Origin of the sequence: Martelella limonii (genome assembly GCF_013344475.1) — a bacterium.
Classification (GTDB): Bacteria; Pseudomonadota; Alphaproteobacteria; order Rhizobiales; family Rhizobiaceae; genus Martelella; species Martelella limonii.
Genome location: NZ_JABUOU010000011.1, coordinates 39,152 through 63,513 on the forward strand (window position 1 = coordinate 39,152; position 24,362 = coordinate 63,513).

The 24,362-nt window shown below is 62.5% G+C and carries 28 protein-coding genes; 17 read left to right on the forward strand and 11 right to left on the reverse strand.

Annotated elements, in window-relative coordinates; genetic code table 11:
• The first annotated feature begins 14 nt into the window (after positions 1 to 14).
• Positions 15 to 770, forward strand: coding sequence for an HpcH/HpaI aldolase family protein (locus HPQ62_RS18430; RefSeq protein WP_174804060.1), 756 nt, complete (start codon positions 15 to 17; stop codon positions 768 to 770).
• Positions 771 to 776: 6 nt separating this feature from the next.
• Here HPQ62_RS18430 and HPQ62_RS18435 read toward each other — a convergent pair whose 3' ends face one another.
• A complete protein-coding gene (locus HPQ62_RS18435; protein ID WP_174804061.1) occupies positions 777 to 1,247 on the reverse strand; it encodes an Lrp/AsnC family transcriptional regulator in 471 nt (156 codons plus the stop codon).
• 95 nt (positions 1,248 to 1,342) lie between these two features.
• Between HPQ62_RS18435 and HPQ62_RS18440 the strand changes: the two genes are divergently transcribed.
• Positions 1,343 to 2,119, forward strand: a complete 777-nt coding sequence (locus HPQ62_RS18440; protein WP_244629770.1) for a tryptophan 2,3-dioxygenase family protein — start codon at positions 1,343 to 1,345, stop codon at positions 2,117 to 2,119.
• A 592-nt stretch (positions 2,120 to 2,711) separates the two neighbouring features.
• Here the strand turns inward: HPQ62_RS18440 and HPQ62_RS18445 are convergent.
• Genes HPQ62_RS18445 through HPQ62_RS18460 form a run of 4 tightly spaced genes read right to left on the reverse strand, consistent with a single transcriptional unit; the run spans position 2,712 to position 6,101 of the window.
• Positions 2,712 to 3,668, reverse strand: coding sequence for a branched-chain amino acid ABC transporter permease (locus tag HPQ62_RS18445; protein WP_174804062.1), 957 nt, complete (start codon positions 3,666 to 3,668; stop codon positions 2,712 to 2,714).
• Positions 3,665 to 4,573, reverse strand: coding sequence for a branched-chain amino acid ABC transporter permease (locus HPQ62_RS18450; protein WP_174804063.1), 909 nt, complete (start codon positions 4,571 to 4,573; stop codon positions 3,665 to 3,667). The genes HPQ62_RS18445 and HPQ62_RS18450 overlap by 4 nt, the downstream gene beginning before the upstream one ends.
• A complete protein-coding gene (locus HPQ62_RS18455) occupies positions 4,570 to 5,313 on the reverse strand; it encodes an ABC transporter ATP-binding protein (protein ID WP_174804064.1) in 744 nt (247 codons plus the stop codon). The genes HPQ62_RS18450 and HPQ62_RS18455 overlap by 4 nt, the downstream gene beginning before the upstream one ends.
• The gene (locus tag HPQ62_RS18460; protein WP_244629774.1) at positions 5,310 to 6,101 is read right to left on the reverse strand and encodes an ABC transporter ATP-binding protein; all 792 of its coding nucleotides are present in this window, start codon (positions 6,099 to 6,101) and stop codon (positions 5,310 to 5,312) included. Before HPQ62_RS18460 ends, HPQ62_RS18455 begins: the two co-directional genes overlap by 4 nt.
• 107 nt (positions 6,102 to 6,208) lie before the next feature.
• Here HPQ62_RS18460 and HPQ62_RS18465 point away from each other — a divergent pair, with 107 nt between their 5' ends.
• The 11 genes from HPQ62_RS18465 to HPQ62_RS18515 all read left to right on the forward strand — a co-directional run bounded on the left by HPQ62_RS18465 (position 6,209) and on the right by HPQ62_RS18515 (position 15,281).
• Positions 6,209 to 6,943 (forward strand): GntR family transcriptional regulator, encoded by a 735-nt coding sequence (locus HPQ62_RS18465; RefSeq protein ID WP_174804066.1) that lies wholly within the window; start codon positions 6,209 to 6,211, stop codon positions 6,941 to 6,943.
• Positions 6,940 to 7,428, forward strand: a complete 489-nt coding sequence (locus tag HPQ62_RS18470) for a DUF3830 family protein (protein WP_174804067.1) — start codon at positions 6,940 to 6,942, stop codon at positions 7,426 to 7,428. The genes HPQ62_RS18465 and HPQ62_RS18470 overlap by 4 nt, the downstream gene beginning before the upstream one ends.
• A complete protein-coding gene (locus HPQ62_RS18475; protein WP_174804068.1) occupies positions 7,425 to 7,772 on the forward strand; it encodes a TIGR04076 family protein in 348 nt (115 codons plus the stop codon). Before HPQ62_RS18470 ends, HPQ62_RS18475 begins: the two co-directional genes overlap by 4 nt.
• Positions 7,769 to 8,824, forward strand: a complete 1,056-nt coding sequence (locus HPQ62_RS18480) for an aldo/keto reductase (RefSeq protein ID WP_174804069.1) — start codon at positions 7,769 to 7,771, stop codon at positions 8,822 to 8,824. Before HPQ62_RS18475 ends, HPQ62_RS18480 begins: the two co-directional genes overlap by 4 nt.
• A 98-nt stretch (positions 8,825 to 8,922) precedes the next feature.
• Positions 8,923 to 10,185 carry an ABC transporter substrate-binding protein gene (locus HPQ62_RS18485; RefSeq protein WP_174804070.1) on the forward strand — a complete coding sequence of 421 codons (1,263 nt, stop codon included), beginning with the start codon at positions 8,923 to 8,925 and terminating at the stop codon, positions 10,183 to 10,185.
• 349 nt (positions 10,186 to 10,534) lie between these two features.
• Positions 10,535 to 10,855, forward strand: a complete 321-nt coding sequence (locus HPQ62_RS18490; protein WP_174804071.1) for an ArsR/SmtB family transcription factor — start codon at positions 10,535 to 10,537, stop codon at positions 10,853 to 10,855.
• Positions 10,852 to 11,316, forward strand: a complete 465-nt coding sequence (locus HPQ62_RS18495) for an SRPBCC family protein (RefSeq protein ID WP_174804072.1) — start codon at positions 10,852 to 10,854, stop codon at positions 11,314 to 11,316. The genes HPQ62_RS18490 and HPQ62_RS18495 overlap by 4 nt, the downstream gene beginning before the upstream one ends.
• 246 nt (positions 11,317 to 11,562) lie before the next feature.
• Complete coding sequence (locus tag HPQ62_RS18500) at positions 11,563 to 12,840, forward strand: cysteine desulfurase-like protein (protein WP_174804073.1); 1,278 nt, start codon at positions 11,563 to 11,565, stop codon at positions 12,838 to 12,840.
• Between the two features lie 90 nt (positions 12,841 to 12,930).
• Complete coding sequence (locus HPQ62_RS18505) at positions 12,931 to 13,722, forward strand: ABC transporter substrate-binding protein (RefSeq protein ID WP_174804074.1); 792 nt, start codon at positions 12,931 to 12,933, stop codon at positions 13,720 to 13,722.
• 125 nt (positions 13,723 to 13,847) lie between these two features.
• Positions 13,848 to 14,522: an amino acid ABC transporter permease gene (locus HPQ62_RS18510; protein ID WP_174804075.1), complete on the forward strand. Its 675-nt coding sequence runs from the start codon at positions 13,848 to 13,850 to the stop codon at positions 14,520 to 14,522.
• Between the two features lie 72 nt (positions 14,523 to 14,594).
• The gene (locus tag HPQ62_RS18515; RefSeq protein ID WP_174804076.1) at positions 14,595 to 15,281 is read left to right on the forward strand and encodes a GntR family transcriptional regulator; all 687 of its coding nucleotides are present in this window, start codon (positions 14,595 to 14,597) and stop codon (positions 15,279 to 15,281) included.
• A gap of 35 nt (positions 15,282 to 15,316) precedes the next feature.
• Here HPQ62_RS18515 and HPQ62_RS18520 read toward each other — a convergent pair whose 3' ends face one another.
• Positions 15,317 to 15,883 (reverse strand): cupin domain-containing protein, encoded by a 567-nt coding sequence (locus HPQ62_RS18520; RefSeq protein WP_174804166.1) that lies wholly within the window; start codon positions 15,881 to 15,883, stop codon positions 15,317 to 15,319.
• 119 nt (positions 15,884 to 16,002) lie between these two features.
• On the opposite strand from HPQ62_RS18520, the gene aptA reads away from it, so the two are divergent.
• Positions 16,003 to 17,322: an omega-aminotransferase AptA gene (gene aptA, locus HPQ62_RS18525; protein WP_174804077.1), complete on the forward strand. Its 1,320-nt coding sequence runs from the start codon at positions 16,003 to 16,005 to the stop codon at positions 17,320 to 17,322.
• 141 nt (positions 17,323 to 17,463) lie between these two features.
• Positions 17,464 to 18,306 carry a glycerophosphodiester phosphodiesterase gene (locus HPQ62_RS18530; RefSeq protein ID WP_174804078.1) on the forward strand — a complete coding sequence of 281 codons (843 nt, stop codon included), beginning with the start codon at positions 17,464 to 17,466 and terminating at the stop codon, positions 18,304 to 18,306.
• A 47-nt stretch (positions 18,307 to 18,353) separates the two neighbouring features.
• Here HPQ62_RS18530 and HPQ62_RS18535 read toward each other — a convergent pair whose 3' ends face one another.
• Positions 18,354 to 19,145 carry a DeoR/GlpR family DNA-binding transcription regulator gene (locus HPQ62_RS18535; protein WP_174804079.1) on the reverse strand — a complete coding sequence of 264 codons (792 nt, stop codon included), beginning with the start codon at positions 19,143 to 19,145 and terminating at the stop codon, positions 18,354 to 18,356.
• Between the two features lie 146 nt (positions 19,146 to 19,291).
• Here HPQ62_RS18535 and pdxA point away from each other — a divergent pair, with 146 nt between their 5' ends.
• Complete coding sequence (pdxA, locus tag HPQ62_RS18540) at positions 19,292 to 20,299, forward strand: 4-hydroxythreonine-4-phosphate dehydrogenase PdxA (protein ID WP_174804080.1); 1,008 nt, start codon at positions 19,292 to 19,294, stop codon at positions 20,297 to 20,299.
• A 28-nt stretch (positions 20,300 to 20,327) separates the two neighbouring features.
• Here pdxA and HPQ62_RS18545 read toward each other — a convergent pair whose 3' ends face one another.
• Both HPQ62_RS18545 and HPQ62_RS18550 read right to left on the reverse strand, forming a co-directional pair.
• Positions 20,328 to 21,212, reverse strand: a complete 885-nt coding sequence (locus HPQ62_RS18545) for a methylated-DNA--[protein]-cysteine S-methyltransferase (RefSeq protein ID WP_174804081.1) — start codon at positions 21,210 to 21,212, stop codon at positions 20,328 to 20,330.
• A gap of 76 nt (positions 21,213 to 21,288) precedes the next feature.
• Positions 21,289 to 21,774 carry a DUF2244 domain-containing protein gene (locus HPQ62_RS18550; protein WP_174804167.1) on the reverse strand — a complete coding sequence of 162 codons (486 nt, stop codon included), beginning with the start codon at positions 21,772 to 21,774 and terminating at the stop codon, positions 21,289 to 21,291.
• Between the two features lie 22 nt (positions 21,775 to 21,796).
• Between HPQ62_RS18550 and nth the strand changes: the two genes are divergently transcribed.
• The gene (nth, locus tag HPQ62_RS18555; RefSeq protein ID WP_174804082.1) at positions 21,797 to 22,534 is read left to right on the forward strand and encodes an endonuclease III; all 738 of its coding nucleotides are present in this window, start codon (positions 21,797 to 21,799) and stop codon (positions 22,532 to 22,534) included.
• Between the two features lie 43 nt (positions 22,535 to 22,577).
• On the opposite strand, the gene HPQ62_RS18560 is transcribed toward nth, so the two are convergent.
• Both HPQ62_RS18560 and HPQ62_RS18565 read right to left on the reverse strand, forming a co-directional pair.
• Complete coding sequence (locus tag HPQ62_RS18560; RefSeq protein ID WP_174804083.1) at positions 22,578 to 23,435, reverse strand: D-amino-acid transaminase; 858 nt, start codon at positions 23,433 to 23,435, stop codon at positions 22,578 to 22,580.
• Between the two features lie 103 nt (positions 23,436 to 23,538).
• A complete protein-coding gene (locus HPQ62_RS18565; protein WP_174804084.1) occupies positions 23,539 to 24,252 on the reverse strand; it encodes a sulfate transporter family protein in 714 nt (237 codons plus the stop codon).
• Positions 24,253 to 24,362 lie beyond the last annotated feature (110 nt).

The following is a 24,362-nucleotide window of genomic DNA, read 5'->3' on the forward strand; positions in this document are numbered from 1 at the left end:
CCGGAGGAGAATTCATGAGCGGCTTTCGCAAGACCTGCATTTCGTTTGAACGCGTGATCGGAACCTTTTCGGCGATCCCGCATCCGGTTGCCGTGGAAATCGCGGCGACAAGCGGAGCGGCGTTTCTCTGCATCGACTGCGAACACGCCCAGATCGGCCGCGAACGGGTGGAAGACATGATCCGCGCCGCAGACCTTCACCGCGTGCCTGCCATGGTGCGGGTGCCGGGCCATCAGCCGGAAGCAATTGCAAGCGCGCTCGATGCAGGCGCAGCCGGCGTGCTGGTGCCGCGCGTCTCGACCGCCGGCGAAGCCCGCGCCGCTGTTGCCGCCACGCGGTTTCCCCCCGTTGGCCGCCGCGGCGTCGGACCGGGACGGGCAGCCGGTTATGGCTACCGCATCGCCGAGACCCTGAAATCCGCCAACGAGACCGTGGTGCTCGCGATCCAGATCGAGACCGCCGAGGGTCTTGCCAATGTCGAGGAGATCGCAGCCGTCGAAGGCATCGACGTGATCTTCATCGGCCCCGGCGATCTCTCGGTCGCCATTGATGCCATGGGGCCGGACAATGCCGAAAAGCTCAATGCCGCGATCCGGCAGATTGCAGACACGGCGCGGGCCGCCGGCAAGGCGGTCGGCATCTTCCGTCCAGACGGCTCCGATGTCGCGGCATGGGAAACGGCCGGCATCAGCTTCTACATCATCGGCTCGGATGCAATGATGCTCGCATCCGGCCTCGCAGCCGGTCTCGGCGCGGCGCTGAGGGACTGACCGATCTCAAAGACCGGCGTGACGGTGGGCTTCGGAGAGCGAATTCTCCGACTTGATGTCGCGCGTGATCATCGCCGTCACCGTGCGGGTGACGCCGGGAAGCTGGCTGATTTCCATGCGCAGCAATCGGTCGAGGGCAGCCATGTCTGCGGCCATGATGTGGAGAAGGTAATCGGCCTCGCCCGTGGTGGCATGCGCCCGGCGCACCAGCGGATGGGCGCGCACCTCCCGTTCGAACGGCTCGAACATTTCCGGCCTTATCGACACCTGCACCAGCGCCTCGATGCCGAAGCCCATGCCGGCCGGATCGACCGCGGCGCGGTAGCCCCTGATCAGCCCTTCCGCCTCGAGCGCCTTGACCCTGTTCCAGCAGGGCGTCTTCGAAAGGCCGACGGTTTCCGCAAGCTCGGCAAATGACATGCGGGCGTCTCGCTCCAGAAGCCCGATGATCCTGCGATCGATTTCACTGATGGTCATTCGTTCTGCCTTTTCAACCTCATTGCGAACAACGTACCGAATAATCGCCATGCCGGGCAAGCTTTGAAACAATGTTTGCGGGAAAGCCGGTAACATTGATCAAAAGCAACATTGCGGGAACCCATATGGACAAGCAGCCCTATCACGATCGCATCGAAAATCCGGTCATGCTCGATTACGGCGTCTATCTCAATGTCGAGAAGCTGCTCGACTGTCAGAAGCCGCTCGCCGAAATGGCCAATGCCGACGAGCTGCAGTTCCAGATCGTCCATCAAGTCGAAGAGCTCTGGATGAAGCTGATCGCCTACACGCTGGTCGATGTGATGGATTACATCGAGAAACAGGACACCAACCGGGTTGTGACGCTGATGGGCCGGGTCCACCGGCTGATGCGACTGATGACGGCGCAGCTCGACGTGCTGGAGACCATGTCGCCCAAGGAGTATCAGCAGATCCGGCTGCAGCTCGGCAATGGCTCGGGCCAGGAATCGCCGGGCTTCAAGCTGCTTCTGAGACTGCCGCCCGATCTCTGGCAGATGTTCAAGGCCCATTACCTGACCGCAAAGGGTCTCACCGTGGCCGATGTCTATGACGGCAAATACGACCACGGCGACAGCTATGTCGTGGCCGAGGCGCTGGTGGAATTCGACGAGCTGTTCCAGAAATTCCGCGCCAACCACGTCTACCTCATCCACCGCTCGATCGGGCTCGGCTCGAAATCGCTGAAGGGCCGTCCGGTGGATCTGCTGCAGGCCGGCGCCCGCTACCGCTTCTTCCCCGAACTCTGGGACATCCGCTGCGACATGACCGACGCCTGGGGCGCAAGCTACGGCGTTGTGCGCGAGGCAATCAGCGGGAAGGACAAGGGGTAAAAGGTCTCTCCTCACCCGATCTCTCCCCTCAAAGGGCAGGGCTATCGCATAAGGCGTGGCAGCTTGCTCCCAATACTCTCTCCCGCTTGCGGGAGAGATGCCCCGAAAGGGGCAGTGAGGGTGATGCAGCCTCCCAGAGCTGTGAGGGCGTTCGCGGTGATATGCTCCCCCCTCACTGTCGCTGTCGCGACATCTCTCCCCTCCGGGGCGAGAAGATTGGGGGGCTATGCGGAAAAGTCATATGCGACACCCCTAGAGCGTTTCCGCATTTCATGGAAACGCAAAGGTTGCTCACAAACCTATCCCCGGACGTCATCCTCGGGCTTGACCCGAGGATCTAATCACCTCTCTTTACGAGAGGAGGGTGCGGTGAACAATGATCTGTGTTTAAATGGATTTTCATCCGCCACGCCTGTCGGGCTGACATGTGCTTAGATGCTCGGGTCAAGCCCGAGCATGACGGAGGAGAGTGAGGCGGGTCTGTCAACAATCTGACGTTTCCGTCAAATACAGAACCGCTCTAGCCTCAAGGGGAATTTTGAAGCTGTAACGCTTCTCGAACTGGAAAGCGCGAGGTCTACGGACCGGCAGATTACGCCGGTCGTGCTTTGGCCTTGCGGCGACGCCTGATGCGCGCGCCCAGAATGCCCTCGGGGCGCACCAGCAGGATGACGCAGAGCATGACGCCGATGGCGACGATCTGCAGCGAGGCGGCGCGGGCCTGCTGATCGGTCGGCACCAGCGCCGAGAGCATCGCACCCGATCCCGCCCAGATGGCCCAGACCAGAATACTACCGAGGATGGCGCCGCGATTGCTGCCCGAACCGCCGACGATCAGCATCACCCAGACCTGGAAGGTCAGCGTCGGCAGATAGTTTTCCGGTGCGATGAAGCCGATGAAATGGGCCTGCACCGCGCCCGCAAGCCCCATCACCGCGCCGCCGATGGCAAAGGCCTGGACGCGGTAGAAGCGCGCGCTCTTGCCGAGCGAAACGGCCGCCGTCTCGTCTTCCCGAAGCGCCCTCAGCACCCGGCCCCACGGGCTTTTGGAAAGATGCTCGAGTGCCAGATAGGCAATCAGCGTTACCAGCGCGACAACGCCGAGGATTGCCATGTTGAAGCGGAACGGTGTCGAAGCAAGCTCCGCGAAGGGGCGCGGGATGAAGCCGATGCCGAAGGGGCCGCCGGTAAGGCCCTGGGTATTGAGCGCCACCAGCTGGACCACGACCGCCACGCCAAACGTGGTGATCGCGAGATAATCGGCCTTGAGCCGGAGCGTGGCGAAACCGGTGATCGCAGCCGCAATGCCGGCCGTTACCATCGCCGCCAGCCAGCCAGCCAGGATCGGCCAGTCCAAACCGCCGAAACGGGCAGGATCCGGGGGCGTCGTGAAGATTGCGGAGGTATAGGCGCCGATCGCCACGAAACCCGCAACGCCGACATTGAACAGGCCCGTCAGCCCCCATTGCAGGTTGAGGCCGAGGGTGATCAGCGCAAAGATCAGGGCCGTCGTCAGGAAGAAGGCGCCGTAGCCAACAAGATCAATCATCGTTCCTTCACTCCGAAAAGGCCGATCGGCCTGACAAACAGAACCGCCATCAGGATGATGAACGACACTGCGGCGCGCCATTCCGCGCCGATGAGCTGCACCGCTGCGGCCTCGCTGAGACCGATGATAAGGCCGCCAATGACGGCGCCCGGCACGCTGCCGATCCCGCCGAGGATCGCGGCTGCAAACATGGGCAGAAGCATGTCGAAGCCCATCAGCGGGCGGATCTGCACCAGGATGCCGATCATGACGCCGGCGACGCAGGCAAGCGCGCCGCCCGTCATCCAGGTAAGCCGCACGACATTGCGGACATCGATGCCGACCACTTTCGCAAGCGCCGGGTTCTGGCTGACGGCCCGCATCGAACGGCCGGCATGGGTGCGGGTCATCATCAGATGCACGGCCGTCACCAGCACGACTGTCAGCGCCAGAAGCGCGATCTGATCGGGCGTGATCCTGAGGCCGAAGCCGAGCGGCATGGCGATCTGGATCGCACGGCTGAAATAGGCCGGTCGCGCGGTGAACAGGAATTCCAGCATGTTGCGCAGCGCCATCGAGGCGCCGAAACTTGCCATCACCACGATGATCATCTGTCCCTTGGCCCGAAGCCTCGAAAACAGCACCTTGTCGAGCGCGATCGCCATCAGGCCGATCAGCGCCATCGATATGACGAGCGACAGGATCAGCGGCCAGCCGAAGGAGAGCGGCTTGATCGGCGCCACCTTGCCGACGATCGCCCCGATGATGCCGAGCACGGTGAGCGTCGCGTAAGAGCCCCAGGCCATCAGATCGCCATGGGAGAAGTTCGAAAAACGCAGGATCGAATAGGTCAGCGTCACGCCGATGGCGCCAAGGCCGATCATCGCGCCGTTCAGCGCGCCGTCGATGAGGAATTGCGGGTTCATGCGGGGCTCCCGTCGCGCTTTCCGCGCTGGCCAAGATAAAGTTCGGCGACCACCGGATCATTCCAGAGCTCGGAGGCCACGCCCTCATGCCGGTCCTTGCCTTCCACCAGCACATAGGCGCGATCGCCGATGGCGAGCGCCGCGCGGGCATTCTGTTCGACCAGCAGGATGGTGACACCATGGCCGCGGATTTCGGACAGCATGTCGAAAACCATGGTCACGAATTTGGGCGACAGGCCCGCAGACGGTTCGTCCAGCACCAGAAGCTTCGGCCGCACGATCAGAGCGCGCGCAACCGCCAGCATCTGCCGCTGGCCCCCGGAGAGATTGCCCGCAGCCGTCCGCCGCCGTGCGGAGAGATCCGGGAAGATGTCGTAGATTTCGGCAAGGCCCGGCGCGATGTCCTTCTTCGGCAGGATGGCGGCGGCGACCTTCAGATTGTCCTCGATGCTCATCAGCGGAAAGATGTTTTCCGTCTGCGGCACGAAGGCAAGGCCCCGGCGCACCATCTCGTGGGCGGACACATCGGTGATGTCCTCACCGGCAAGATGCACGCTCCCGCCGGATTTCGGCACCAGGCCCGCAATCGCCTTGATGAAGCTCGACTTGCCCGCGCCGTTCGGCCCGAGCACGACGACGATCTCGCCCTGATCGACGCGGATCGACGCGCCGCGCACGATCGGAACGCCCGGCTCGTAGCCGGCGACCAGTTCGTTCACCTGCAATACCGGCCCGCTCATGCGCCACCTCCGAGATAGGCCTCGATCACGCGCGGATCGCGGGAAATTTCATCCGGCGTACCCTCGCAGAGCAGCGCGCCACTCGCCATCACCAGAACCCGGCCGCAGAGCCGGCTGACCATGTCGATATTGTGCTCGATCAGCAGGAACGAGATGCCACGGGCGTTGATCTCGCGGATACGGTCGATGATGACTTCCAGCAGCGTGGCGTTGACGCCGGCGGCCGGCTCGTCGAGCAGCATGATCGAGGGATCGGCCATCAGCACGCGGGCAAGCTCGAGCAGCTTGCGCTGGCCGCCGGAAAGCACCTTGGCGGGCTCGTTTTCGAGATGGGACAGCATGACGAAGGCGATCAGCTCGCGGGCCTTTTCGCGGGCACGCCGCTCTTCGGCCGCCACCTTCTTCGGCATCAGGAAATTGGCGATCACGCCCTCGCCGGTCTGGCTCTGGCGGGCGAGCATGACATTGTCGATCAGGCTCAACTCGGGAAAAGGACGCGGGATCTGGAAGGTGCGGCCCAGCCCGTGGCCGATTCGGCGCCAGGCATTCTGGCCGGAAACCTCGCGCCCATGGATCGCAATGCTGCCGGAAGTCGGTTTCTGGCTGCCGGCGACGAGATCGAACATCGTCGTCTTGCCCGCGCCGTTCGGACCGATCAGGCCGAGGATCTCGCCCTTTTTCAGCGCGAACGAAACGTCGTTGACCGCCAGCAAGCCGCCATAATTCTTGGCCGCATGGCTCACCGTCAGGACATGGTCCGGTCCTGCCCGGCCATTTTCATCTGTCATCATTCCCCTTGCCCGCTTCGAGCTAATTTTGATCTGTGATCACACTTGTTTTGATCACGATATTCAGGTTTAAATATTCCCGCAACAAAAAATGCTGGCGGGGGACAATGAAACAGAGCCTGGCAAGGACGGATGGCGAGGGATTGAGGCTTTTGCCGGTGGAGCGGGAAACCGTTCAGGACCGCGTCTACAAGGAGCTGCGCCGCGCGCTGATCGCCGGCCTGTTCGAGCCCGGACAGGTGCTGACCATACGCGGTCTCGCCGATGCGATGATGACCAGCACCATGCCGGTGCGTGAAGCGCTGGGAAGGCTCGTCACCGAAAAGGCGCTGGAGGCGCTGCCGCAGCGTTCCGTCCGGGTGCCGCCCGTTACGCTGGAGCGGGTCGACGACCTGCTCAAGACGCGCATCCTGATCGAGGGGGAGGCGATAGCGCTTGCCTGCCCGCGTATGACCGGACGCGATATCGCCGAACTCAACCTGATCCTTGCCGAATGGGGCGAGCCGCAAGATCTCAGCGTGCCGAGCGACTTCGACCGGGAATCGACGCTGAACCAGAAATTCCACTTCGCGATCTATCGCTGCAGCGGCTCTTCGGTGCTGTTGCCGATGATCGAGAGCCTGTGGCTGCAATCCGGACCCTGCACGCGATCGGCGGCCTATGCCTTCTCGCGCGCGGCCAAGGACCGCACCAGCCCGGATGTCGGCTATTATCACCGCGCCATGGTCGAAGCGCTTGAAAGGCGCGACGCAGACGCCGCGCGTCAGGCGCTCGTGACCGATATCAGCCGCCCCTTCACCTTTCTCAGCGCGCAGCTTCAAGAAACAGCGAGTACTCCATGACAGACCGCATGATCCATATCCGCGAAACCGTTTCCGGCCTCGATATCAAGGCGCCTCTCCTTTCCGGCAGGGCACCGGAAAACGCCGCCTTCTTCTGGGACTATCTTGCAGAAGAGCGCACCGTGGGCGGCATGCATGCGATGTGGACGGGACCGGAAATCTCCTGCCCGATCCCCGCCGCCCATCTGGAAGGCGCTCGCTACGCAAAGCCGCTGCCGCCGGAGAATGCCACGCTCAACCCGCAGCCCGGCGACATCGTGCTCAGCTATGTGCCGGAACGGATGTGGGGCGGCAGCCCCAACCCGATCTTCGATATCGGCCTGTTTTACGGACCGGGCGCCAGGCTTCTGTTCCCCATCGGCTGGCTTGCCGGCAGCGTGGTTGCGAAGGTGCCTGCAGCCGACCTTGAGGGCTTTGCCACGGCCTGCGGCACGATCCGCAGAAACGGCGCCTGCGAGGTCATCTTCTCAAGGAGCGGCGGATGAGCGACGACAGTTTCGAGCTCTACGATCTGAGGGTCGAGGCGATCGTGCCCGAGGGCAAGCCGATCTATTGCGGCGCAAGGCCCGGCGATCATTTCGAACTGCGCGGCGAAATGCTGCATATGCCGGATGGCCAGGGCTTTTCGATCTATTCGCTTTCCGCCGTGCTGCCGCTGCTCGCCGCCAAGCAGCGCGACACCCACAGAAATGACTGGATGACCTCGGACGCCGAGATCGCCTGCCCCGATCCCAATTGCGCAAGCCGGCTGAAGATTACCCGGATCGGCCGCCGCCGCTTCAGCCACGCCGAGACCACTGCCGTAGCCCTGCCGAAGGATGACGCATGACCAACACAACATTCGAACTCGCGCCCGGCTATACCATTCCCCGCGTGATCCGCGGCGGCTGGCAGCTTGCCGGCGGCCACGGTGAAATCGACCGGTCAAGTGCCGTAGACGATCTGATTGCCGCCTTCGATGTCGGCATCACCACCTATGACTGCGCCGATATCTATACCGGAGTCGAGGCGCTGATCGGCGCTGCACGGGAGAAGCTGAAACGGGAACGCGGCGCGGCGGAAGCTCTACGGATGCAGGTCCACACCAAGCTGGTGCCGGATCTCGACGTGCTGCCGGTGATCAGCCGCGACTATATCCGCGGCATTGTCGACCAGTCGCTTGGGCGCCTCAAGACCGACCGGCTGGACCTCGTCCAGTTTCACTGGTGGGATTATGCCCATCCCCGCTACATCGATGCGATGCACTGGCTTCTGGAATTGAAGGGCGAGGGCAAGATCCGCAATATCGGCACCACCAATTTCGACACCGAGAGGCTTTCCGCAATCATCGAAAGCGGCATCCCGCTGGTGAGCCAGCAGCTGCAATATTCCGTGCTCGACCAGCGCCCGGCCGGGCCGCTGACGGCGCTGGCGGAGGAAAAGGATTTCCGCTTCCTCTGTTACGGTTCGGTCGCCGGCGGCTTCCTGTCCGATAAATGGCTTGGCGTTGCCGAGCCCGACATGCCGCTCGAAAACCGCTCGCTGGTCAAGTACAAGCTGATCATCGACGATCTCGGCGGCTGGGACTATTTCCAGGCGCTGCTTGCAGCGCTGCGCGCCGTTGCGGACCGCCACGACACCGATATCGCCACCATCGCCAGCGCCTTCATGCTGACGCGTCCGCGCGTTGCCGCCGTCATCGTCGGCGCCCGCAACCGCGCCCATGCGGAAGCGAATGCGCGGATCATGGAAATCGCGCTCACCGATCAGGACATTGCCGAAATCGAGGCCGTCATGGCGACGGCGACGCCGCTTGAAGGCGATGTCTATACGCTGGAGCGCGACCGCACCGGCCGGCATGGCAACATCATGCACTACAACCTCAACGACGGCAGGGTGTAGCGCCGCCAGACATACCGGCGGCCAGAGCCTGGCGGCCGCCGGAACAAGACAGGCAGAACCGCAATTTTGAACGTCCATTCCATAAAAGGGGAACGACAATGAAAAGGACATTTGCATATCTGACCACCGCCCTCGGGCTGGTGATGGCCGTAGGCCACGCCAACGCTGCCGATTGCGAGATCACCGTCGGCATGGTGATGGAACTGACCGGCCCCGCCGGCGAATACGGCCAGGCCGGCGCCAAGTCGGTCGAGATGGCATTCAACGATATCAACGAGGCCGGCGGCGTGCGCGGCTGCGATCTCGTGACCGACACACGCGACAGCCAGAGCCAGGGCAATGTCGCCGTCGATTCCGCCACCCAGTTGGTTCAGGTCAAGAAGGTGCCGGTCATCATCGGCGGCATCATCTCGTCGGTCTCGATCCCGATCCTCACCTCCGTCACCGGTCCGGCGAAGGTGGTGCAGGTCTCGCCCGCCTCGTCCTCGCCGACGCTGACGGCGCTCGGCCGCGAGGGCAAGACCAACGGCATCTTCTTCCGCACCATCACATCCGATGCGCTGCAGGGCGTGGCGGCGGCCAAATACGCCATGGATCAGGGCCTCACCAAGCTTTCGATCATCTACGTCAACAACGACTTCGGCGTGAACATGTTCAAGGAGTTCTCCCGCGCCTATGAGGCCCTTGGCGGCGAGATCGTTGCCGAAACGCCCTATAACGAGAAGCAGTCGAGCTACCAGTCGGAAGTCACTGCCGCACTCGAAGGCAATCCGGATGCGCTCTACCTGATCTCCTATCCGATCGACGGCGCCACGATCGCACGCTCCTGGATCTCGCAGGGCGGCCCGCAGAAATTCCTGCTCAATGACGGCATGAACAGCCCGGACTTCATCGAATCCGTCGGCGCGGACTATCTGAACGACGCCTATGGCACCTCGTCCGGCACCAATCCGACCCAGTCGACGGAATATTTCAACGCCAATTACGAGGCGTTTTCCGGCGGCATCGCGCCCACCAACCCGGCCGCCGACCGCTCCTATGATGCCGGTGCGATCGTGGGCCTTGCGATTGCCGCTGCGGGCTCGGAAGACCCGGCCGCGATCCGCGATGCGATCTACAAGGTCACCGATCCTGAGGGCGAGCCGATCTTTGCCGGTAAGGAAGAGTTCGAAAAGGCGCTCGCGCTGATCAAGGACGGCAAGACGATCCGCTACGAGGGCGTCATCGGCCCGGTCAGCTTCGACCAATATGGCGACATCACCGGCCCGTTCCGCCTCTGGAAGATCACCGACGGCAGCGTGGAGACTGTTGGCGAGATGACCACGGACGACGTCGCCAAGCTGCAGAGCGAACTCGAATAGTTCAGGCCTGTGCAGAGAAGGGCGTCGGGTCTCCGGCGCCCTTCAGGCTGCTGAAAAATCACCAAGCTTTGACCATCGTGTGTCATCGCCCCTTCGTTCTTGTGTCATGCTCGGACCGAGCATCCGGGCGAGTTAACGCGCTGAATTTGCAAGATTTATAACGAGACTTCGCCGGGCGGCCTGGATCCTCGGGTCAAGCCCGAGGATGACCCCGGGGGACATTTGTCAACAAGCTGAAGGGCGTCGGGTCTCCGGCGCCCTTTTTTTGCTGCCAGAAAATGCAGGTAAATAACTGCCCTTTACATGCAGGCAAATACCTGCATAATGAAGCGTGTTGAAAGTGAGACCCATGGATACCGATACCGTTTTCAAGGCCCTGGCCGATCCGACACGCCGCAAGCTGCTCGACCTCTTATGCGCGCAGAACGGACAAACGCTTGGCCAGCTTTGCGAACACCTCGACATGACCCGCCAGTCGGCGACCCAGCATCTGGGCCTGCTGGAGGCCGCAAATCTGGTCTCGAGCACCCGGCGCGGGCGCGAAAAGCTGCATTTCATCAACCCCGTGCCGCTCTACGAAGTCTATGAGCGGTGGATCCGCAAATTCGAACATCAGCGGCTCACCCTGCTGCATGATCTCAAGACAGAACTCGAAGGAGACAGCAAATGAACGAAGAGAAGACCAGTTTCGTTTACGTGACCTACATCGTCTCGACACCCGAGAAAGTGTTCGAGGCGATCACCAAGCCGGAGATGGCAAGCCGCTACTGGGGACACGAAAACGTTTCCGAGTGGAAGCAGGGTTCAAGCTGGCAGCACGTCAGGGCGAATGAGACACGAAAGGTCCAGCTCGTCGGCAAGGTCATCGAGATCAACCCGCCGTCCCGCCTCGTCATCAGCTGGGCCAATGAATCGCAATCGGCCGATCCCGAGGCCTACAGCCGGGTGACTTTTGAAATCGAACCCTATGACGACATGGTGCGGCTCACTGTAACCCATGACGATCTGGTGGTCGGCAGCGGCATGGCCAACGGCGTCATCAAGGGCTGGCCGATCGTGCTGTCCAGCATGAAATCCTATCTGGAAACCGGCCAGGGCCTCGACATCTTCGCCAAGCCGAAAGCGGCCTGAGCCAGCTGTCGCAGGTCATCTTTCTCCGGCGCGGCTTGCAAAGGCACCCGCATCAATGGCCGCGGCCGGGGTCTCCGGCGCGCCGCTCCGGAACCAGCATCCGCCTTCATAACCTGTGCGCAGACAATCACCCCGGAGGCAAAACTAATAGTTGAACTTTAAAATACTCTGTGATCAAATAATCAAAACAACAAAATATGCTGGCGGCGGTGCGCGTCGCCAGCCGGGAACGACACAGGAAAATCCATGAACCGGCAGACCGAATCCACCCCGCTCAGCAACGGCTTTCCCGTCGAGGAGATCCGGAAACAGTTTCCTGCCATCGTCAAGGCCGGTGAGTTCATCTTTCTCGAAAACGCCGGCGGCTCCCAGGTGCCCCAGAGCGTCGTTGACGCCGTCACCAACCACCTGATCGATGCCAATGTCCAGCGGATGGCGAGCTATGAGCACAGCGCCCGCGTGGATGCCGGCCTCGAGGCCGCCCGCGAAAGCGTTGCCATTTTGATCAATGCCTCTCGGCCGGAGGAGATCTCCTTCGGGCTCAACGCCACCTCCTTCATCCGCCTCGTCAGCCTCGGCATCGCCAAGATGCTCGACACCCGCAACGAGATCGTGGTCACCGACATGGATCACGACGCCAACATCGCCACCTGGATGGCGCTGGAGGCGAACGGCGCGAAGATCGTCTGGTGGCATATGCGCGAGGATGGCACGCTTGATCCCGAAGATCTGAAACCGCTGGTCAACGATCGCACCCGGCTCGTTGCCTGCACCGCAACCGCGCATTCGATCGGCACGATCGTCGATGTTGCCGCCGTCTCCCGCATCGCCCATGAAGCAGGCGCCGAAGTGTTCATCGACAGCGTCCATTTCGGTCCGCACGGGCTGATCGACGTTCAGGCCTGGGACTGCGACTATCTGGTCTGCTCCGGCTACAAGAATTTCTCGCCCCATATGGGCTTTCTCTGGGGCCGGTATGAAGCGCTCTGCGCGCTGCCCACCTTCAAGGAAGACTTCATTCCGGACGTTCCTCCCTACAAGATCGAGGTCGGCACCTTCCCGTATGAAAACGTCGCCGGCATGGATGCGGCGGTGCGCTATCTCGAAAGCGTGGGCGAACGCTTTCTCGCCGGCGGCACACATACGCGCCGAGAGGCGATCATCGCGGCGATGGCGGCGATCCGCGATTACGAACGCATCCTGATGGCCGAGATGATCGCCGTGCTGAAGCGCCATGACGCCGTGATCTACGGCATTTCCGACGAGGCCAATTTCGACCGCCGGGTGCCGACGATCTGCTTCAACATTCCCCATCTTGCACCGAAGACGCTGTCTGAAGAAATGGGCAAGGCGCGCATCGGCATCCGCGACGGCCACATGTTCGCGCCGCGCCTGATGAAGCGGCTCGGCCTTTCGATGGATACGGGCGCCGTGCGCGTCTCGCTGCTCCACTACAACACGCTTGCAGAAATCCGACGCTTTGACAAAGTGCTGGGCGAGATCATCGCGGCCCATGCAGGCTGAAGCGTTGCGACAAGGGCGGCGTTTGAAGCGCGCCGCCACTCATCCGCCTGCGCAACAGCATGCGGGTTCCACCAGAGGGAGAATGATAAAATGATGCTTACCCGTCGCCACGTCATCATGCTCGCAACGGCATTCGGCCTTGCCGCCGGCAGCCTTTCGGCTGCATCCGCCGAAACGATCGCGATCGGCGCCTACCCCAGCAATCCGCCTTTCGAATTCAAGGATGCCAGCGGCAGCTTTGAAGGCTTCGAGGTCGATATTGCCACCGAAGCCGCCAAGCGCGCCGGCTTCGAGCCGGAAATTGCCGATTACGGCTTCCAGGCGCTGTTTGCCGCCACCACGTCCGGCCGGATCGATGTCGCGATCTCCTCGATCACGATCACGGCCGAGCGCCTCCAGTCGCAGTCCTTCACCCAGCCCTATTACGATTCCGACATGGGCATCGCGGTCAAGGAAGGCGTCACGCTTTCCGGAACCGAGGGCCTGAAGGGCAAGGCCGTCGGCGTGCTATCCGGCTCGACCGGCGAGAAATGGGTGAAGGAAAACGAGACCGCGCTCGGCATCAAGGCGGTCAAGGGCTACAACGCCCAGCAGGACATGTTCCTCGACCTCGGCGCCGGCCGGGTCGATGCCGTGGTCTCCGACGTGCCCGGCATGGAGTACCTGTTCACCAAGATGAAGGGCTTCGAAGTTGCCGACCGGATCAAGACCGGCGAGCAATACGGGCTGATGATGGCGAAGGATTCGCCCAAGCTCGACGCCATGAACGAGGCGATCACGACGATGAAGGAAGACGGCACCATGGCCAAGATCCACGAAAAGTGGTTCGGCTCCGAGCCGCCGGCCGGGTCTTCGACCGTCACCGTCTTCGCGATGCCCTGACGGATTGGGGGCGTGGCTGAAGCCGCGCCCCTTTTTCCTGCTGCCGCCCAAAGCCCCTGACGGGCGCCGTCCCGCGCCGGGGCGCGCGCGCTGTTTCATGCGCATATTACCGGGAGTTGCCGCCCATGACACTGGTCGAAACCTTCTTCAACACCGAGGTTCTGGTCGCGAGCATTCCGCTCCTGTTGCGCGGCCTCAGGAACACGCTGGTTCTCGGCATCCTTGCCATCATCTTCGGCGTCAGCACAGGCCTCCTGATCTGCGTCCTGCGCCTTTATGCGCCGAAACCGATCCGGTTTCTGACGGTCGCCTATATCGATGTGTTCCGCGCCATGCCGGTGCTTGTGGTGCTGATCCTCGTCTACTACGCGCTGCCCTTCGTCGGCATCCGCTTTTCCGCCTGGACCTCCGCGATCCTGTCCTTCTCGCTGGTGATGGCTGCCTATTCGGCGGAAGTGTTCCGCTCCGGCATCGAAAGCGTTCCGAACGGCCAGTTCGAGGCAGCAGCAGCCCTCGGCCTGCCCTTTCCGATCACGCTCTGGAAGGTGATCCTGCCGCAGGCGATCCGGATCGTCATTCCGCCGACCACCAGCAATTGCGTATCGATGTTCAAGGATACCGCGCTCGCCTCCACCGTGGCGCTGCCGGAACTTCTCAAACAGGCGCAGGACCAGCAGGCCTTCTATGCCAATCCAACGCCGCTGATCGGCGCTGCGATCATCTATCTTCTCTTCCTGCTGCCACTCGTGCGGCTGGTCGGCGTGCTGGAGCAGCACTTCCGCAGGGCGAAAACCCGCTAAAACGGGGCATACGCTTGACATTGACGGCCCCTGCCCCGACAGACGAAGAGCGCCAATCAAGAGAGATGCACGATGATCGAAAGAGGACTTTCCAAGGTTTCCTCAAGAGTGACGGTTCAGGACGGGGTCTATGAGCAGTTGCGACACGCGCTGATGTGGGGCCAGTTCGAGCCCGAACAGGTCACCACCATCTCCTCGCTCGCCGCCGAATTCGGCACCAGCCACATGCCGGTGCGCGAAGCCCTCAGGCGGCTTGCTGCCGAAAAGGGACTGGAAATCAGCCGCAGCGGCTCTGCCCGGGTGCCGGCGGTATCGCGCGAGCGGCTCGACGATCTCTGCCGCGCGCGCAAGGCGATCGAGGGTCTGGCGACCAAGCTTGCCGCAACGCGGATGACCGCAGAAGACATCGCGCTTTGCCTGAGGCTTGCCAAGGAGCACGAAACCCTCGGCAAGCAGGGCCAGGTCTACGATATGCTGCGCAAGAACCAGGAATTCCACTTCGCGATCTATGAACGCTCCGGCTCGGAAGTGCTGCCGCAGATGATCGAGACGCTGTGGCTCAGGCTTGGTCCCTACATGCGCATCCTCTCCGACCTCGTGGTCCGCCAGATCAACGAGGGCACAATCCACCCCTATTCGACCTATCACTACGAGATGATCGAGGCCTTCAAGGCCGGTGAGGCTGAGCGGGCCGGAGAGCTGATGGTGAAGGACATCGACTCGACCCAGGTTCTCCTGCAGGAAATGTGCCCGGCCTGAGCTTCGGCATAGGCAGAACGTCTTCTTTCGAGCGCTCAGAATGACGGCGGCGTACAGGCGCTGACGACAACGCACCGCCCGTTTCGCAGCGCCCTGAAACGGTGCGGTCGGCGGCTCTTGAACAGATAGGCATCGCCCGGTCCGAGGATCTTGCGCTCGCCTTCCACCGTCAGTTCCAGATGGCCCTCGATGACGATGCCCGCCTCCTCGCCATCATGGCTCAGCATCACCCGGCCGGTATCGGCGCCAGGCTCGTAGACCTCGTAGAGCATCTGCAGGTCATGGCCGAGAAGATTGCCGCCGACCTGTCTATAGGAGATGCGGCCCCTGCCGATCTCGACCAGCTCCTCCGCCTGATAGAATACCCTGTCCTTTCGCTCCGGCTCATAGGCGAAGAACTCCGACAACCCGATCGGAATGCCGTCGAGCACGCGTTTCAGCGCGCTGAGCGAGGTATTGATCTTCGCCGCTTCAAGCTGGGAGATGAAACCGTTGGTGACGCCGGCGCGGCGCGCGAGCTCGCGCTGCGAATAGCCGTGGGCCTCGCGCACCGCCCTGAGTCTCACGCCGACATCGATGGAGAGCGCATCCGTGTTCTGCATGTTTACGATTGTAAACACAACGATTTCATTTTCAATGAAAACAAGGACCTACCGCAGAAAACAAACAGACTTTTCTCCGCTCGCAATCGGTGCGCAAATCGCTGCAAAGGAGAACGCTCATGAACATACGCACGAACCAGGCGCTCGACGCCTACTGGATGCCCTTCACCGCCAACCGCCAGTTCAAGGAAACGCCGCGCATGCTGGTTGGCGCGCGCGGCATGCATTACCGCAGCGAAGACGGGCGCACGATTCTCGACGGCACCGCCGGGCTCTGGTGCTGCAATGCCGGCCATGGCCATCGCAGCATTGCAGAGGCCGTGATGCGCCAGCTTGAGGAGATGGATTATGCGCCCTCTTTCCAGATGGGCCACCCGGCGGCCTTCGCCTTCGCCGAACGGCTGAAGGCACTTGCGCCGGAAGGCTTCGACCATGTGTTCTTCACCGGCTCCGGATCGGAATCGGTTGACACGGCGCTCAAGATCGCGCTCGCCTATCACCGCGTCCGGGGCGAAGCATCGCGCACCCGGCTGATCGGCCGCGAGCGCGGCTATCACGGTGTCGGCTTCGGCGGCATTTCGGTTGGCGGCATCGTCAACAACCGCCGCCATTTCGGCGCGCTTCTGACCGGTGTCGATCACCTGCCGCACACGCATGACCTTGAAGCCAACGCCTTCACCCGCGGGGAGCCGGAGACGGGCGCAACGCTTGCCGACGATCTGGAGCGGATCGTGGCGCTGCATGGCGCGGAAACGATCGCGGCCGTGATCGTCGAGCCGGTTGCCGGTTCGACAGGCGTGCTGATTCCGCCGAAGGGCTATCTGGAAAGGCTGCGGGCGATCTGCGACCGGCACGGCATCCTGCTGATATTCGATGAAGTGATCACCGGTTTCGGCAGGCTCGGCACGCCGTTCGCGGTCGACTATTTCGGGGTGAAGCCTGATCTCTACACCACCGCCAAGGGCATCACCAACGGCACGGTGCCCATGGGCGCAGTCTTTGCGCAGAACCACATCCACGACGCCTTCATGACCGGCCCTGAAGAAACGATCGAGCTCTTCCACGGCTATACCTATTCCGGCCATCCGGTGGGATGCGCGGCCGGCATGGCGACACTCGACATCTATGAAAGCCAGGGCCTCCTGACCCGCGCCGCAAGCCTTTCAGCACCCTTCGAAGACGCCGTCCATTCGCTTCGCGATGCGCCCTTCGTCAAGGATATCCGCAATCTCGGCCTGATGGCCGGCATCGAACTCCAGTCGCGCGACGGCGCCGTCGGCAAGCGCGCCTATGAGACCTTCGTGAAATGCTTCGAGGCGGGGCTCCTGATCCGGGTCACCGGCGACATCATCGCGCTCTCGCCGCCGCTGATCGTCGAGGAAGACCAGATCGGGCAGATGGTGGCAACGCTTCGCAGCGTGCTTTCGACCATCGAATAGCAACAGGACCCCGCTTGTAAAAACCCGATCCGCAGGCGAAAAACAGCCTGCGGATCGATTGCCGTCGTGGCTTCATCCAACCGTCAACGATTGCCGCTATTCACCGCGGCGCACGCCAGCGATGAAAGCGACACGGACCCCATGACAGACGGACTTTACCTTGAGCACAACGGCCGTCGCACACGGCTGAAATGGCATCAGCTGCGCCGCCGGCTTGCTGATCCGGTATTTTCGCCCGCCGTCATGGCGCAAGGTTTCGAGACCGGCGCATCGATGGAGATCGACCTCAGGGTGCGCGCCGATTTCGGCTTTGCCGTCATTCACGACGCCACGCTTGAACGCGAGACCAGCGGCCACGGCCCCGTTTTCGCCCATGAGCGCGCAGACCTTGCTGCCCTCCGCTACCGCGACAGTGGCGAGGCGCTGACCCTTTCCGAAGATCTCGGCCGCATGCTGCGCAGCGCGCACCCCGACACCGTCCTGCAGTTCGACATGAAATCGGGGCTCTCCGAAATCGGCGAGGCGGGGCTTTCCCACCTTGCCGACATCATCGGCGTAAACGGGAAAAACGTCATCGTGTCGGCGAAAGATCTTCAGCTGATGACCGCCATGCGCGACAGGCTGCCGGGGGTTGCGCGCGGCATCGACCCGTCGGACGAGATTGAGGAAGCGTGGCAGGACGGCGGCCTTTCTGCCGCGAGGGAAGCGCTTTCGCGCGCGCTTCGCGCGCCAACCGATGCCGGAACGATCTATCTGCACTATCCGCTGATCCTGAGGGCCGACGATCAGGGCTTCGACATGATTGCCGCCTGCCATGAGGCCGGCCTTCTGGTTGACGCCTGGACCTTCAACCCGGCCGATCCGGACGCCGGACTGGCGGCCCAGGAACGCGCCACGATCCGCCGCCTCGTTGCCTGCGGCGCCGACCAGATCACCACCGATGAAGCGCTCCTGATTGCCGCAAGTTTCCAAGCCGAGGGATAGCGGCGTCGCGCCGGGACGGGCCGGAGCCGGCCGGGATGATACGCCCGCTAGGCGGAGACTGCGCCCGCGCGGCCGGCGATGTCGAGCGTCGCGCCGCCTGCCTCAAGCGCGGCAAGCACCTCCGGCGCCGCTGCCTCGTCAAGGACGATCCGGTCGAAATCGGCAAGGCCCGCAAACAGGCAGAGCGACCTTCTGGGAAACTTGGTGCAGTCCGCCACCAGAACGCAAACCTCTCCCGCCGCCACAAAGGCCCGCTTGATTTCGGCAAGCTCGGCCGATGTGTCGGACACGCCCTCCGCACTGCCCGCATGTGTGCCCACGAATGACAGATCGGCGCGGATGCGGGCAATCCCTGAAAGCGCCTGCGCGCCCATCAGGGTTGTCGTGCCGGGACGAACCCGTCCGGCGAAGACATCGACGGAGACCCTTTCCGATGCCGACAGTAGCTCCGCGATCGCAATGTCGTTGGTAAAGGCTGCAAAGGGGATATTGCGCGCGAGCGCCGCCCGGGCAACCGCGCGCGTGGTCGTGCCGCTGTCGAACAGCACGGTCTGTCCCGGCACAATCAGCTCCGCCGCATGCCTGCCGATCACCGCCTTGGCATCGGCCGCAAGCTCGGAGGCGATTGCGTTGCCCGGCTCGAAGCGCATCGCGTCCGCGGGATTGAGAACCGCCCCGCCATGGGTGCGCGTCACCGGACCGATCTCGGCCAGATGATCGATGTCCCGCCGGATCGTCGAAACCGATGTGTCGAGGCGGTCGGCAATGTCGCCGAGCGAGGCGAAGCCTTCCTCCCTCAGGATCTCGATGATGCGCGCCAGGCGCCGGGCCTTCAACAAGGGATCACTCCTGCAAGAAATCTACCACAGCTTTCCAACATAACGCGAAACGGGCCTGAACTTGCCATAATTTGATATTTACCTTCCATTTTCCACCGGAATGTGCCATTTCGGTGCCTCAAGACCGGGCAGGAGAGGAATCTGCGATGAAAACGAGAATTGGCGTCACCATGGGCGATGTCTGTGGCATAGGGCCGGAGGTCATTGCCCGCGCCGTGGTTGATCCGGACGTGCTTGAATCGGCCGAGATCGTCGTGATCGGCGATGCGAAAGCCCTTGCCCGCGCACGCGATATCGTCGGCGCGTCTTTCGAGATCGTGCCCTTCCGTCCGGGCGCCGATATCCCGGACGTGCCCGTGGGTTCGGTCGCCTGCGCGGATCCCGAACTTGACGTTTCGGACCTCGCCTATGGCAAGGTCGATGCGCGTGCGGGGGACGCCGCCTACCAGTTTTTGAAGGCCGCCGTCGAGATGGCCAAGGCCGGACAGATCGACGCCATCGCCACCGCCCCCCTCAGCAAGGAAGCGCTTCACGCCGGCGGCCACATCTATCCCGGCCATACCGAAATCCTTGCCGATCTCACCGGCACCGAAACCTATTCGATGATGCTGGCCACGCCGAAGATGAAGGTCATTCATCTCACCACCCATATCGGCCTGATCGAGGCAATCCGCCGGATCACGCCCGAGCGGACCTATCAGGTGATCAGGCTTGCCCATGACACGCTGTCGCGGGCCGGTAACCCGAAGCCCCGGATCGCCGTCTGCGGCATCAATCCGCATGCCGGCGAAAACGGCCTGTTCGGAGAAGGCGAGGAAGAGGAAAAGCTGATCCCCGGCATCGAGCGTGCGGTCGGCGAAGGCATCGACGCCAGCGGCCCGTTTCCCGCCGATACGCTGTTCTACCGCGCCTCGCGCGGCGATTTCGATGTGGTTATCGCGTGCTACCACGACCAGGGCCACGCCCCGGTGAAGGTCATGTCCTTCGACGAGGGCGTCAACATCACCGTTGGGCTGAAGGGCGGCGTGATCCGCACCTCCGTCGACCACGGCACGGCGTTCGACATTGCCGGCAAGGGGATTGCACGCGCGCAGAGCATGGTTGCGGCAATCCGCTATGCCGTGGAACTGGCGCCGCAGCGCGAAAAGGCCTGAAGGGATTGAACGGCAAGGCCGAACGGCCTCAGGCCTTGCCGGCCTCCCAGCCAAGCATGGCGCGCTTGCGCGTCACGCCCCAGTGATAGCCCGTGAGCGCGCCGGATTTGCCGAGCGCGCGGTGGCAGGGCACCACGAAGGAGACCGGGTTTCGGCCGATGGCGGCGCCAACGGCGCGCGAGGCCTTCGGGCAGCCGATCTCGGCTGCGATATCGGAATAGGACTTGGCCTTGCCGAACGGTATCTTCAAAAGCGTTTCCCAGACCTTGATCTGAAAATCCGTTCCGATCAGGACCACCTTGAGCGGACGGTCGGACGACCATTCCGCGGGGTCGAATATGCGCTTGGCATAGGCCGCCGTTGCCTGCTGGTCCTCCACGTAGCGCGCCTTCGGCCAGCGCGCCGACATGTCCTCGAACGCGGTCTGCTCCTTGCCCTCGTCGGCAAAGGCGACGCCTGCAAGGCCGCGATCGGTGATCATCACCAGCGAGCGTCCGAAGGGTGAGGGATGGAAGCCGTGGCGGATCACCAGCCCCTCGCCGCCGCTCTTCCATTCGCCCGGCGACATCGCCTCATGGGTGACGAACAGGTCATGCAGCCGGCCGGGGCCGGAAAGGCCCAGCTCATAGGATGTGTCGAGCAGCGGCAGCTGCTCGCGGCCGAGAAGCGTCTTGGCATGATCGAGCGTGATCGCCTGAAGGAATGCCTTGGGTGAGAGCCCGGCCCAGCGGGTGAAGGTCTTCTGCAGCCCGGTCGGCGACATGCCGAGCTCACCGGCAATGGTTTCCAGTCCCGGCTGGTCGCGATAGTCCTCGCTCAGCATGGTAATGACCTTGCGGACCGTTTCGTAATCGTGACCGCCAGGCGTCACGTCAACGGCGCTTTCGGAAATGGTGTCAAACAGGGCGTTCATCGGCTTCGGGCTCCTTCTTGACGCCAAGCAAGCCCTGTTTTCGCGGTGTCCGCCACCCGATTCTTGCCCCGCGCGCTCATATGCGCTGTTTTACGGTGGCAAGAGCCTGGCGAAAGGCACTGGCAAAGCTCTCCCGGTCATCCGGATTGAGAAAGGCGCCGATTTCCGTCCGCTGTCCACCGCCTGCAAGCGCCATCCGGGTGATCCCGAATTCGGCGTGTCGGTCGACGGTGAAGCGGGTCCAGAACGGATTGTAGTGCACCTCGAACCGCCTGCCGGAAGGCGTGACCTTCGTCACCGACACATCGAGCCTGGAGACAGACACCAGTTCGCGCGTGAGCGCGGCCCGATAGGAGAGCCTGAAGGCGAGATAGAGACCCGCAAAGGCCGCAAGGCAATAGAGCACGATCGGCCAGGCGCCATTGGCCGCGAAATAGATCACATTGGGCACGAAGCCAAGCGCCGCCAGAAAAAGCAGCACGCAAAACCCCTTGCGCCCTAAAGAGCGATGGGGGAAAAGTTCAGCCGAAAAGACCGGCTTGTCATCAGGCGCTTCGGTCATCGCGCGGCGGGCCAGATTGAACATGACAAAAACCAAGACCACAGTCAGCACCCAAAGGCGCAAAAAGTCAAACGTGTCGAAACGCACAGCCTATAGCAGGGAAGAGATCGAGGAGATTTTCCGGAGGTTTTCGATCCAGCGGCCGGAGCCCAAGGGCGAGCTCGAACACACAAACCCCTTCACCCTGCTGGTGGCGGTTGCCCTTTCCGCCCAGGCCACCGATGTCGGCGTCAACAAGGCAACGCGCGCGCTGTTTGCAGACGTGGAAACCCCGGAACAGATGGTGGAGCTCGGCGAAGAGCGGCTGATTGACCATATCAAGACGATCGGGCTCTACCGGAACAAGGCGAAGAATGTGATCGCGCTCAGCCAAAAGCTGATCGACGACTTCGGCGGCGCGGTGCCGCGCACGCGCGAAGAGCTGGTGACGCTGCCGGGCGTTGGCCGCAAGACCGCCAATGTGGTGATGTCGATGGCGTTCGGTGAGGCGACGATCGCCGTTGATACGCACATTTTCCGGATCGCCAACCGCCTCGGTCTCGCGCCGGGCAAGACGCCGGATCAGGTCGAGGAAAAGCTCGAAAAGATCATTCCCGACCAATACCTGTTCCACGCCCACCACTGGCTAATCCTGCACGGCCGCTACGTCTGCAAGGCCCGCAAGCCGGACTGTCCGGCCTGCGTGATCGCCGATATCTGCAAGGCCGCAGAAAAGACCTCCGAGATGCCGGCGCCGCTGGTGCCGATCGAGACGGACTGATTGGCTTTCTACCGGCCAAATGGAACGCCGCGTTTGAACGTCCCTAGATCGCGTTCGCCAAGCGGTCGGCAATATAAAGATCGCGCAGTTTCAGGCTGATCTCGCCGGGCTTGCCGCTGCCGACCTTCTGTCCGTCGATTTCGACGACGGGGGTGACGAAATTGCTCGCGGAGGTGAAGAAGGCTTCCTTGGCATTCAACGCCTCTTCCACGCTGAAGGCGCGCTCTTCCACCTTGAAGCCGTTGCGGGCGGCGATTTCCAGTGCGGTGGCGCGGGTGATGCCCGGCAGGATCTCGCGCGACAGCGGACGCGTGACGACGACGTCGTCAGCGGTCACGATATAGGCGGTCGCCGAGGTCTGTTCGGTAATGAAGCCGTCCTTGACGAGCCAGGCGTCATCGGCACCCTTTTCATGCGCTTCCATCTTGGCAAGGCTCGGATAGAGCAGCTGAACCGTCTTGATGTCGCAGCGCCCCCAGCGCAGGTCCTCGAGCGTCACCACGGTGATGCCGTTCTTGCCGGTCGGCGCATCGGTCACCTTCTTCTTCTGGGTGAACATCGAGAAGGTCGGCGTCATGTCCTTCTCGAACATGAAGTCGCGGTCGCCGGGATTGCCGCGCGAGACCTGGAGATAGATCAGACCTTCGGTCATGTCGTTGCGCGCGGCGATTTCGCGATGGAGCGCGAGCAGCGTCTCGTCATCGGTTGGCATGGCAATGCCGATCGCCGCCGTCGAGCGCTTCAGCCGCGCCGCATGCCCATCATAATCGAGGAGCTTGCCGTCGAGAACGCAGGTGACCTCATAGATCGCATCGGCAAAGACATAGCCGCGATCGAAGATGGAGACTCTGGCGTCTTTCTCGTCCAGCCACTCTCCGTTGAGATATACGATACGGCCCATGCTGCGCTCTCCGCGATTTCGTGATGCTCAAACGGTCATATCCGCTTCGAGGCTTCGATTCAATAGGGAGAATTTCGTGATTTCTTGCGCGTGCGGTGCAAATTTACGCACGAACAACGGCTTTCGGCATCTGCATCCGTTTGAACAGATGCATCATGAAGGCGGTTGCAAACAGCGGCGTGGCAAGATTGACGATCGGGATCGCCACGAAGCCCGCAACGATCAGGCCCGCCGCGAACACCGTGAACGACCGCTGCCGCCGCAAGGCCCGCGCCTCTTCCGGCGACATGAACCGCATCGCCGCGAATTCGAAGAACTCGCGGCCAAGCAGGTAGCCATTGACGATGAAGAAGGCAATCAGATTGACGCCCGGCACCAGCAGCAAAAGCAGCGCGAAGATGTTGCCGATGATGACGACACCGAGAAATTTCAGCGCCTCTTTCAGCGCGACGAATGTCGGCAGCGCGCGCCCCGGCGGGTCCCCGGGATAGCGGTTTTGTTCGATGTGCTCGGCAGCATCATCGAGAAAGATGCCGGCGACCAGGGCCGAAACCGGCGCCATCAACAGCGCGAGCCCGAGCGCAAGCCCGATGGCTGCCAGGAGCAGCAGCAGGAAGCTGATCCAGCCGGTCCACTCCGGCATGGTCGGGAACAGGTCCTGCAGCCAGGGAAAAGCAAGCCAGAAGAACAGGCCGCGGATTGCGAACCACAGGCCGATCAGACAGAGAAGCGAAAGGCCGAGAACCTTCCAGAGAATGCCGCGCATCCTCGGATCGATCAGATCGGAGAGCGCCTTCTTGGCGGAACTTATCAACATGGTCGGCTCCGGTGGGAGAAAGGGGGCCGGCCTCACGCCTGCAGCGCGAAAGGCTCATCTCGCGATGTAGGGTTGTTTCTCGTTCAAGACAAGCGCTCGGCGGGCCTCGC

Bases quoted from the DNA above. Each gene is read 5' to 3' on its own strand.
- HPQ62_RS18430 (WP_174804060.1), top strand. From the start codon at position 15: ATGAGCGGCTTTCGCAAGACCTGCATTTCGTTTGAACGCGTGATCGGA.
- HPQ62_RS18435 (WP_174804061.1), bottom strand. From the start codon at position 1,247: ATGACCATCAGTGAAATCGATCGCAGGATCATCGGGCTTCTGGAGCGA.
- HPQ62_RS18445 (WP_174804062.1), bottom strand. From the start codon at position 3,668: ATGATTGATCTTGTTGGCTACGGCGCCTTCTTCCTGACGACGGCCCTG.
- HPQ62_RS18450 (WP_174804063.1), bottom strand. From the start codon at position 4,573: ATGAACCCGCAATTCCTCATCGACGGCGCGCTGAACGGCGCGATGATC.
- HPQ62_RS18455 (WP_174804064.1), bottom strand. From the start codon at position 5,313: ATGAGCGGGCCGGTATTGCAGGTGAACGAACTGGTCGCCGGCTACGAG.
- HPQ62_RS18460 (WP_244629774.1), bottom strand. From the start codon at position 6,101: ATGACAGATGAAAATGGCCGGGCAGGACCGGACCATGTCCTGACGGTG.
- HPQ62_RS18465 (WP_174804066.1), top strand. From the start codon at position 6,209: ATGAAACAGAGCCTGGCAAGGACGGATGGCGAGGGATTGAGGCTTTTG.
- HPQ62_RS18470 (WP_174804067.1), top strand. From the start codon at position 6,940: ATGACAGACCGCATGATCCATATCCGCGAAACCGTTTCCGGCCTCGAT.
- HPQ62_RS18475 (WP_174804068.1), top strand. From the start codon at position 7,425: ATGAGCGACGACAGTTTCGAGCTCTACGATCTGAGGGTCGAGGCGATC.
- HPQ62_RS18480 (WP_174804069.1), top strand. From the start codon at position 7,769: ATGACCAACACAACATTCGAACTCGCGCCCGGCTATACCATTCCCCGC.
- HPQ62_RS18485 (WP_174804070.1), top strand. From the start codon at position 8,923: ATGAAAAGGACATTTGCATATCTGACCACCGCCCTCGGGCTGGTGATG.
- HPQ62_RS18490 (WP_174804071.1), top strand. From the start codon at position 10,535: ATGGATACCGATACCGTTTTCAAGGCCCTGGCCGATCCGACACGCCGC.
- HPQ62_RS18495 (WP_174804072.1), top strand. From the start codon at position 10,852: ATGAACGAAGAGAAGACCAGTTTCGTTTACGTGACCTACATCGTCTCG.
- HPQ62_RS18500 (WP_174804073.1), top strand. From the start codon at position 11,563: ATGAACCGGCAGACCGAATCCACCCCGCTCAGCAACGGCTTTCCCGTC.
- HPQ62_RS18505 (WP_174804074.1), top strand. From the start codon at position 12,931: ATGATGCTTACCCGTCGCCACGTCATCATGCTCGCAACGGCATTCGGC.
- HPQ62_RS18510 (WP_174804075.1), top strand. From the start codon at position 13,848: ATGACACTGGTCGAAACCTTCTTCAACACCGAGGTTCTGGTCGCGAGC.
- HPQ62_RS18515 (WP_174804076.1), top strand. From the start codon at position 14,595: ATGATCGAAAGAGGACTTTCCAAGGTTTCCTCAAGAGTGACGGTTCAG.
- HPQ62_RS18520 (WP_174804166.1), bottom strand. From the start codon at position 15,883: ATGCAGAACACGGATGCGCTCTCCATCGATGTCGGCGTGAGACTCAGG.
- aptA (WP_174804077.1), top strand. From the start codon at position 16,003: ATGAACATACGCACGAACCAGGCGCTCGACGCCTACTGGATGCCCTTC.
- HPQ62_RS18530 (WP_174804078.1), top strand. From the start codon at position 17,464: ATGACAGACGGACTTTACCTTGAGCACAACGGCCGTCGCACACGGCTG.
- pdxA (WP_174804080.1), top strand. From the start codon at position 19,292: ATGAAAACGAGAATTGGCGTCACCATGGGCGATGTCTGTGGCATAGGG.
- HPQ62_RS18545 (WP_174804081.1), bottom strand. From the start codon at position 21,212: ATGAACGCCCTGTTTGACACCATTTCCGAAAGCGCCGTTGACGTGACG.
- HPQ62_RS18550 (WP_174804167.1), bottom strand. From the start codon at position 21,774: ATGACCGAAGCGCCTGATGACAAGCCGGTCTTTTCGGCTGAACTTTTC.
- nth (WP_174804082.1), top strand. From the start codon at position 21,797: ATGACAAAAACCAAGACCACAGTCAGCACCCAAAGGCGCAAAAAGTCA.
- HPQ62_RS18560 (WP_174804083.1), bottom strand. From the start codon at position 23,435: ATGGGCCGTATCGTATATCTCAACGGAGAGTGGCTGGACGAGAAAGAC.
- HPQ62_RS18565 (WP_174804084.1), bottom strand. From the start codon at position 24,252: ATGTTGATAAGTTCCGCCAAGAAGGCGCTCTCCGATCTGATCGATCCG.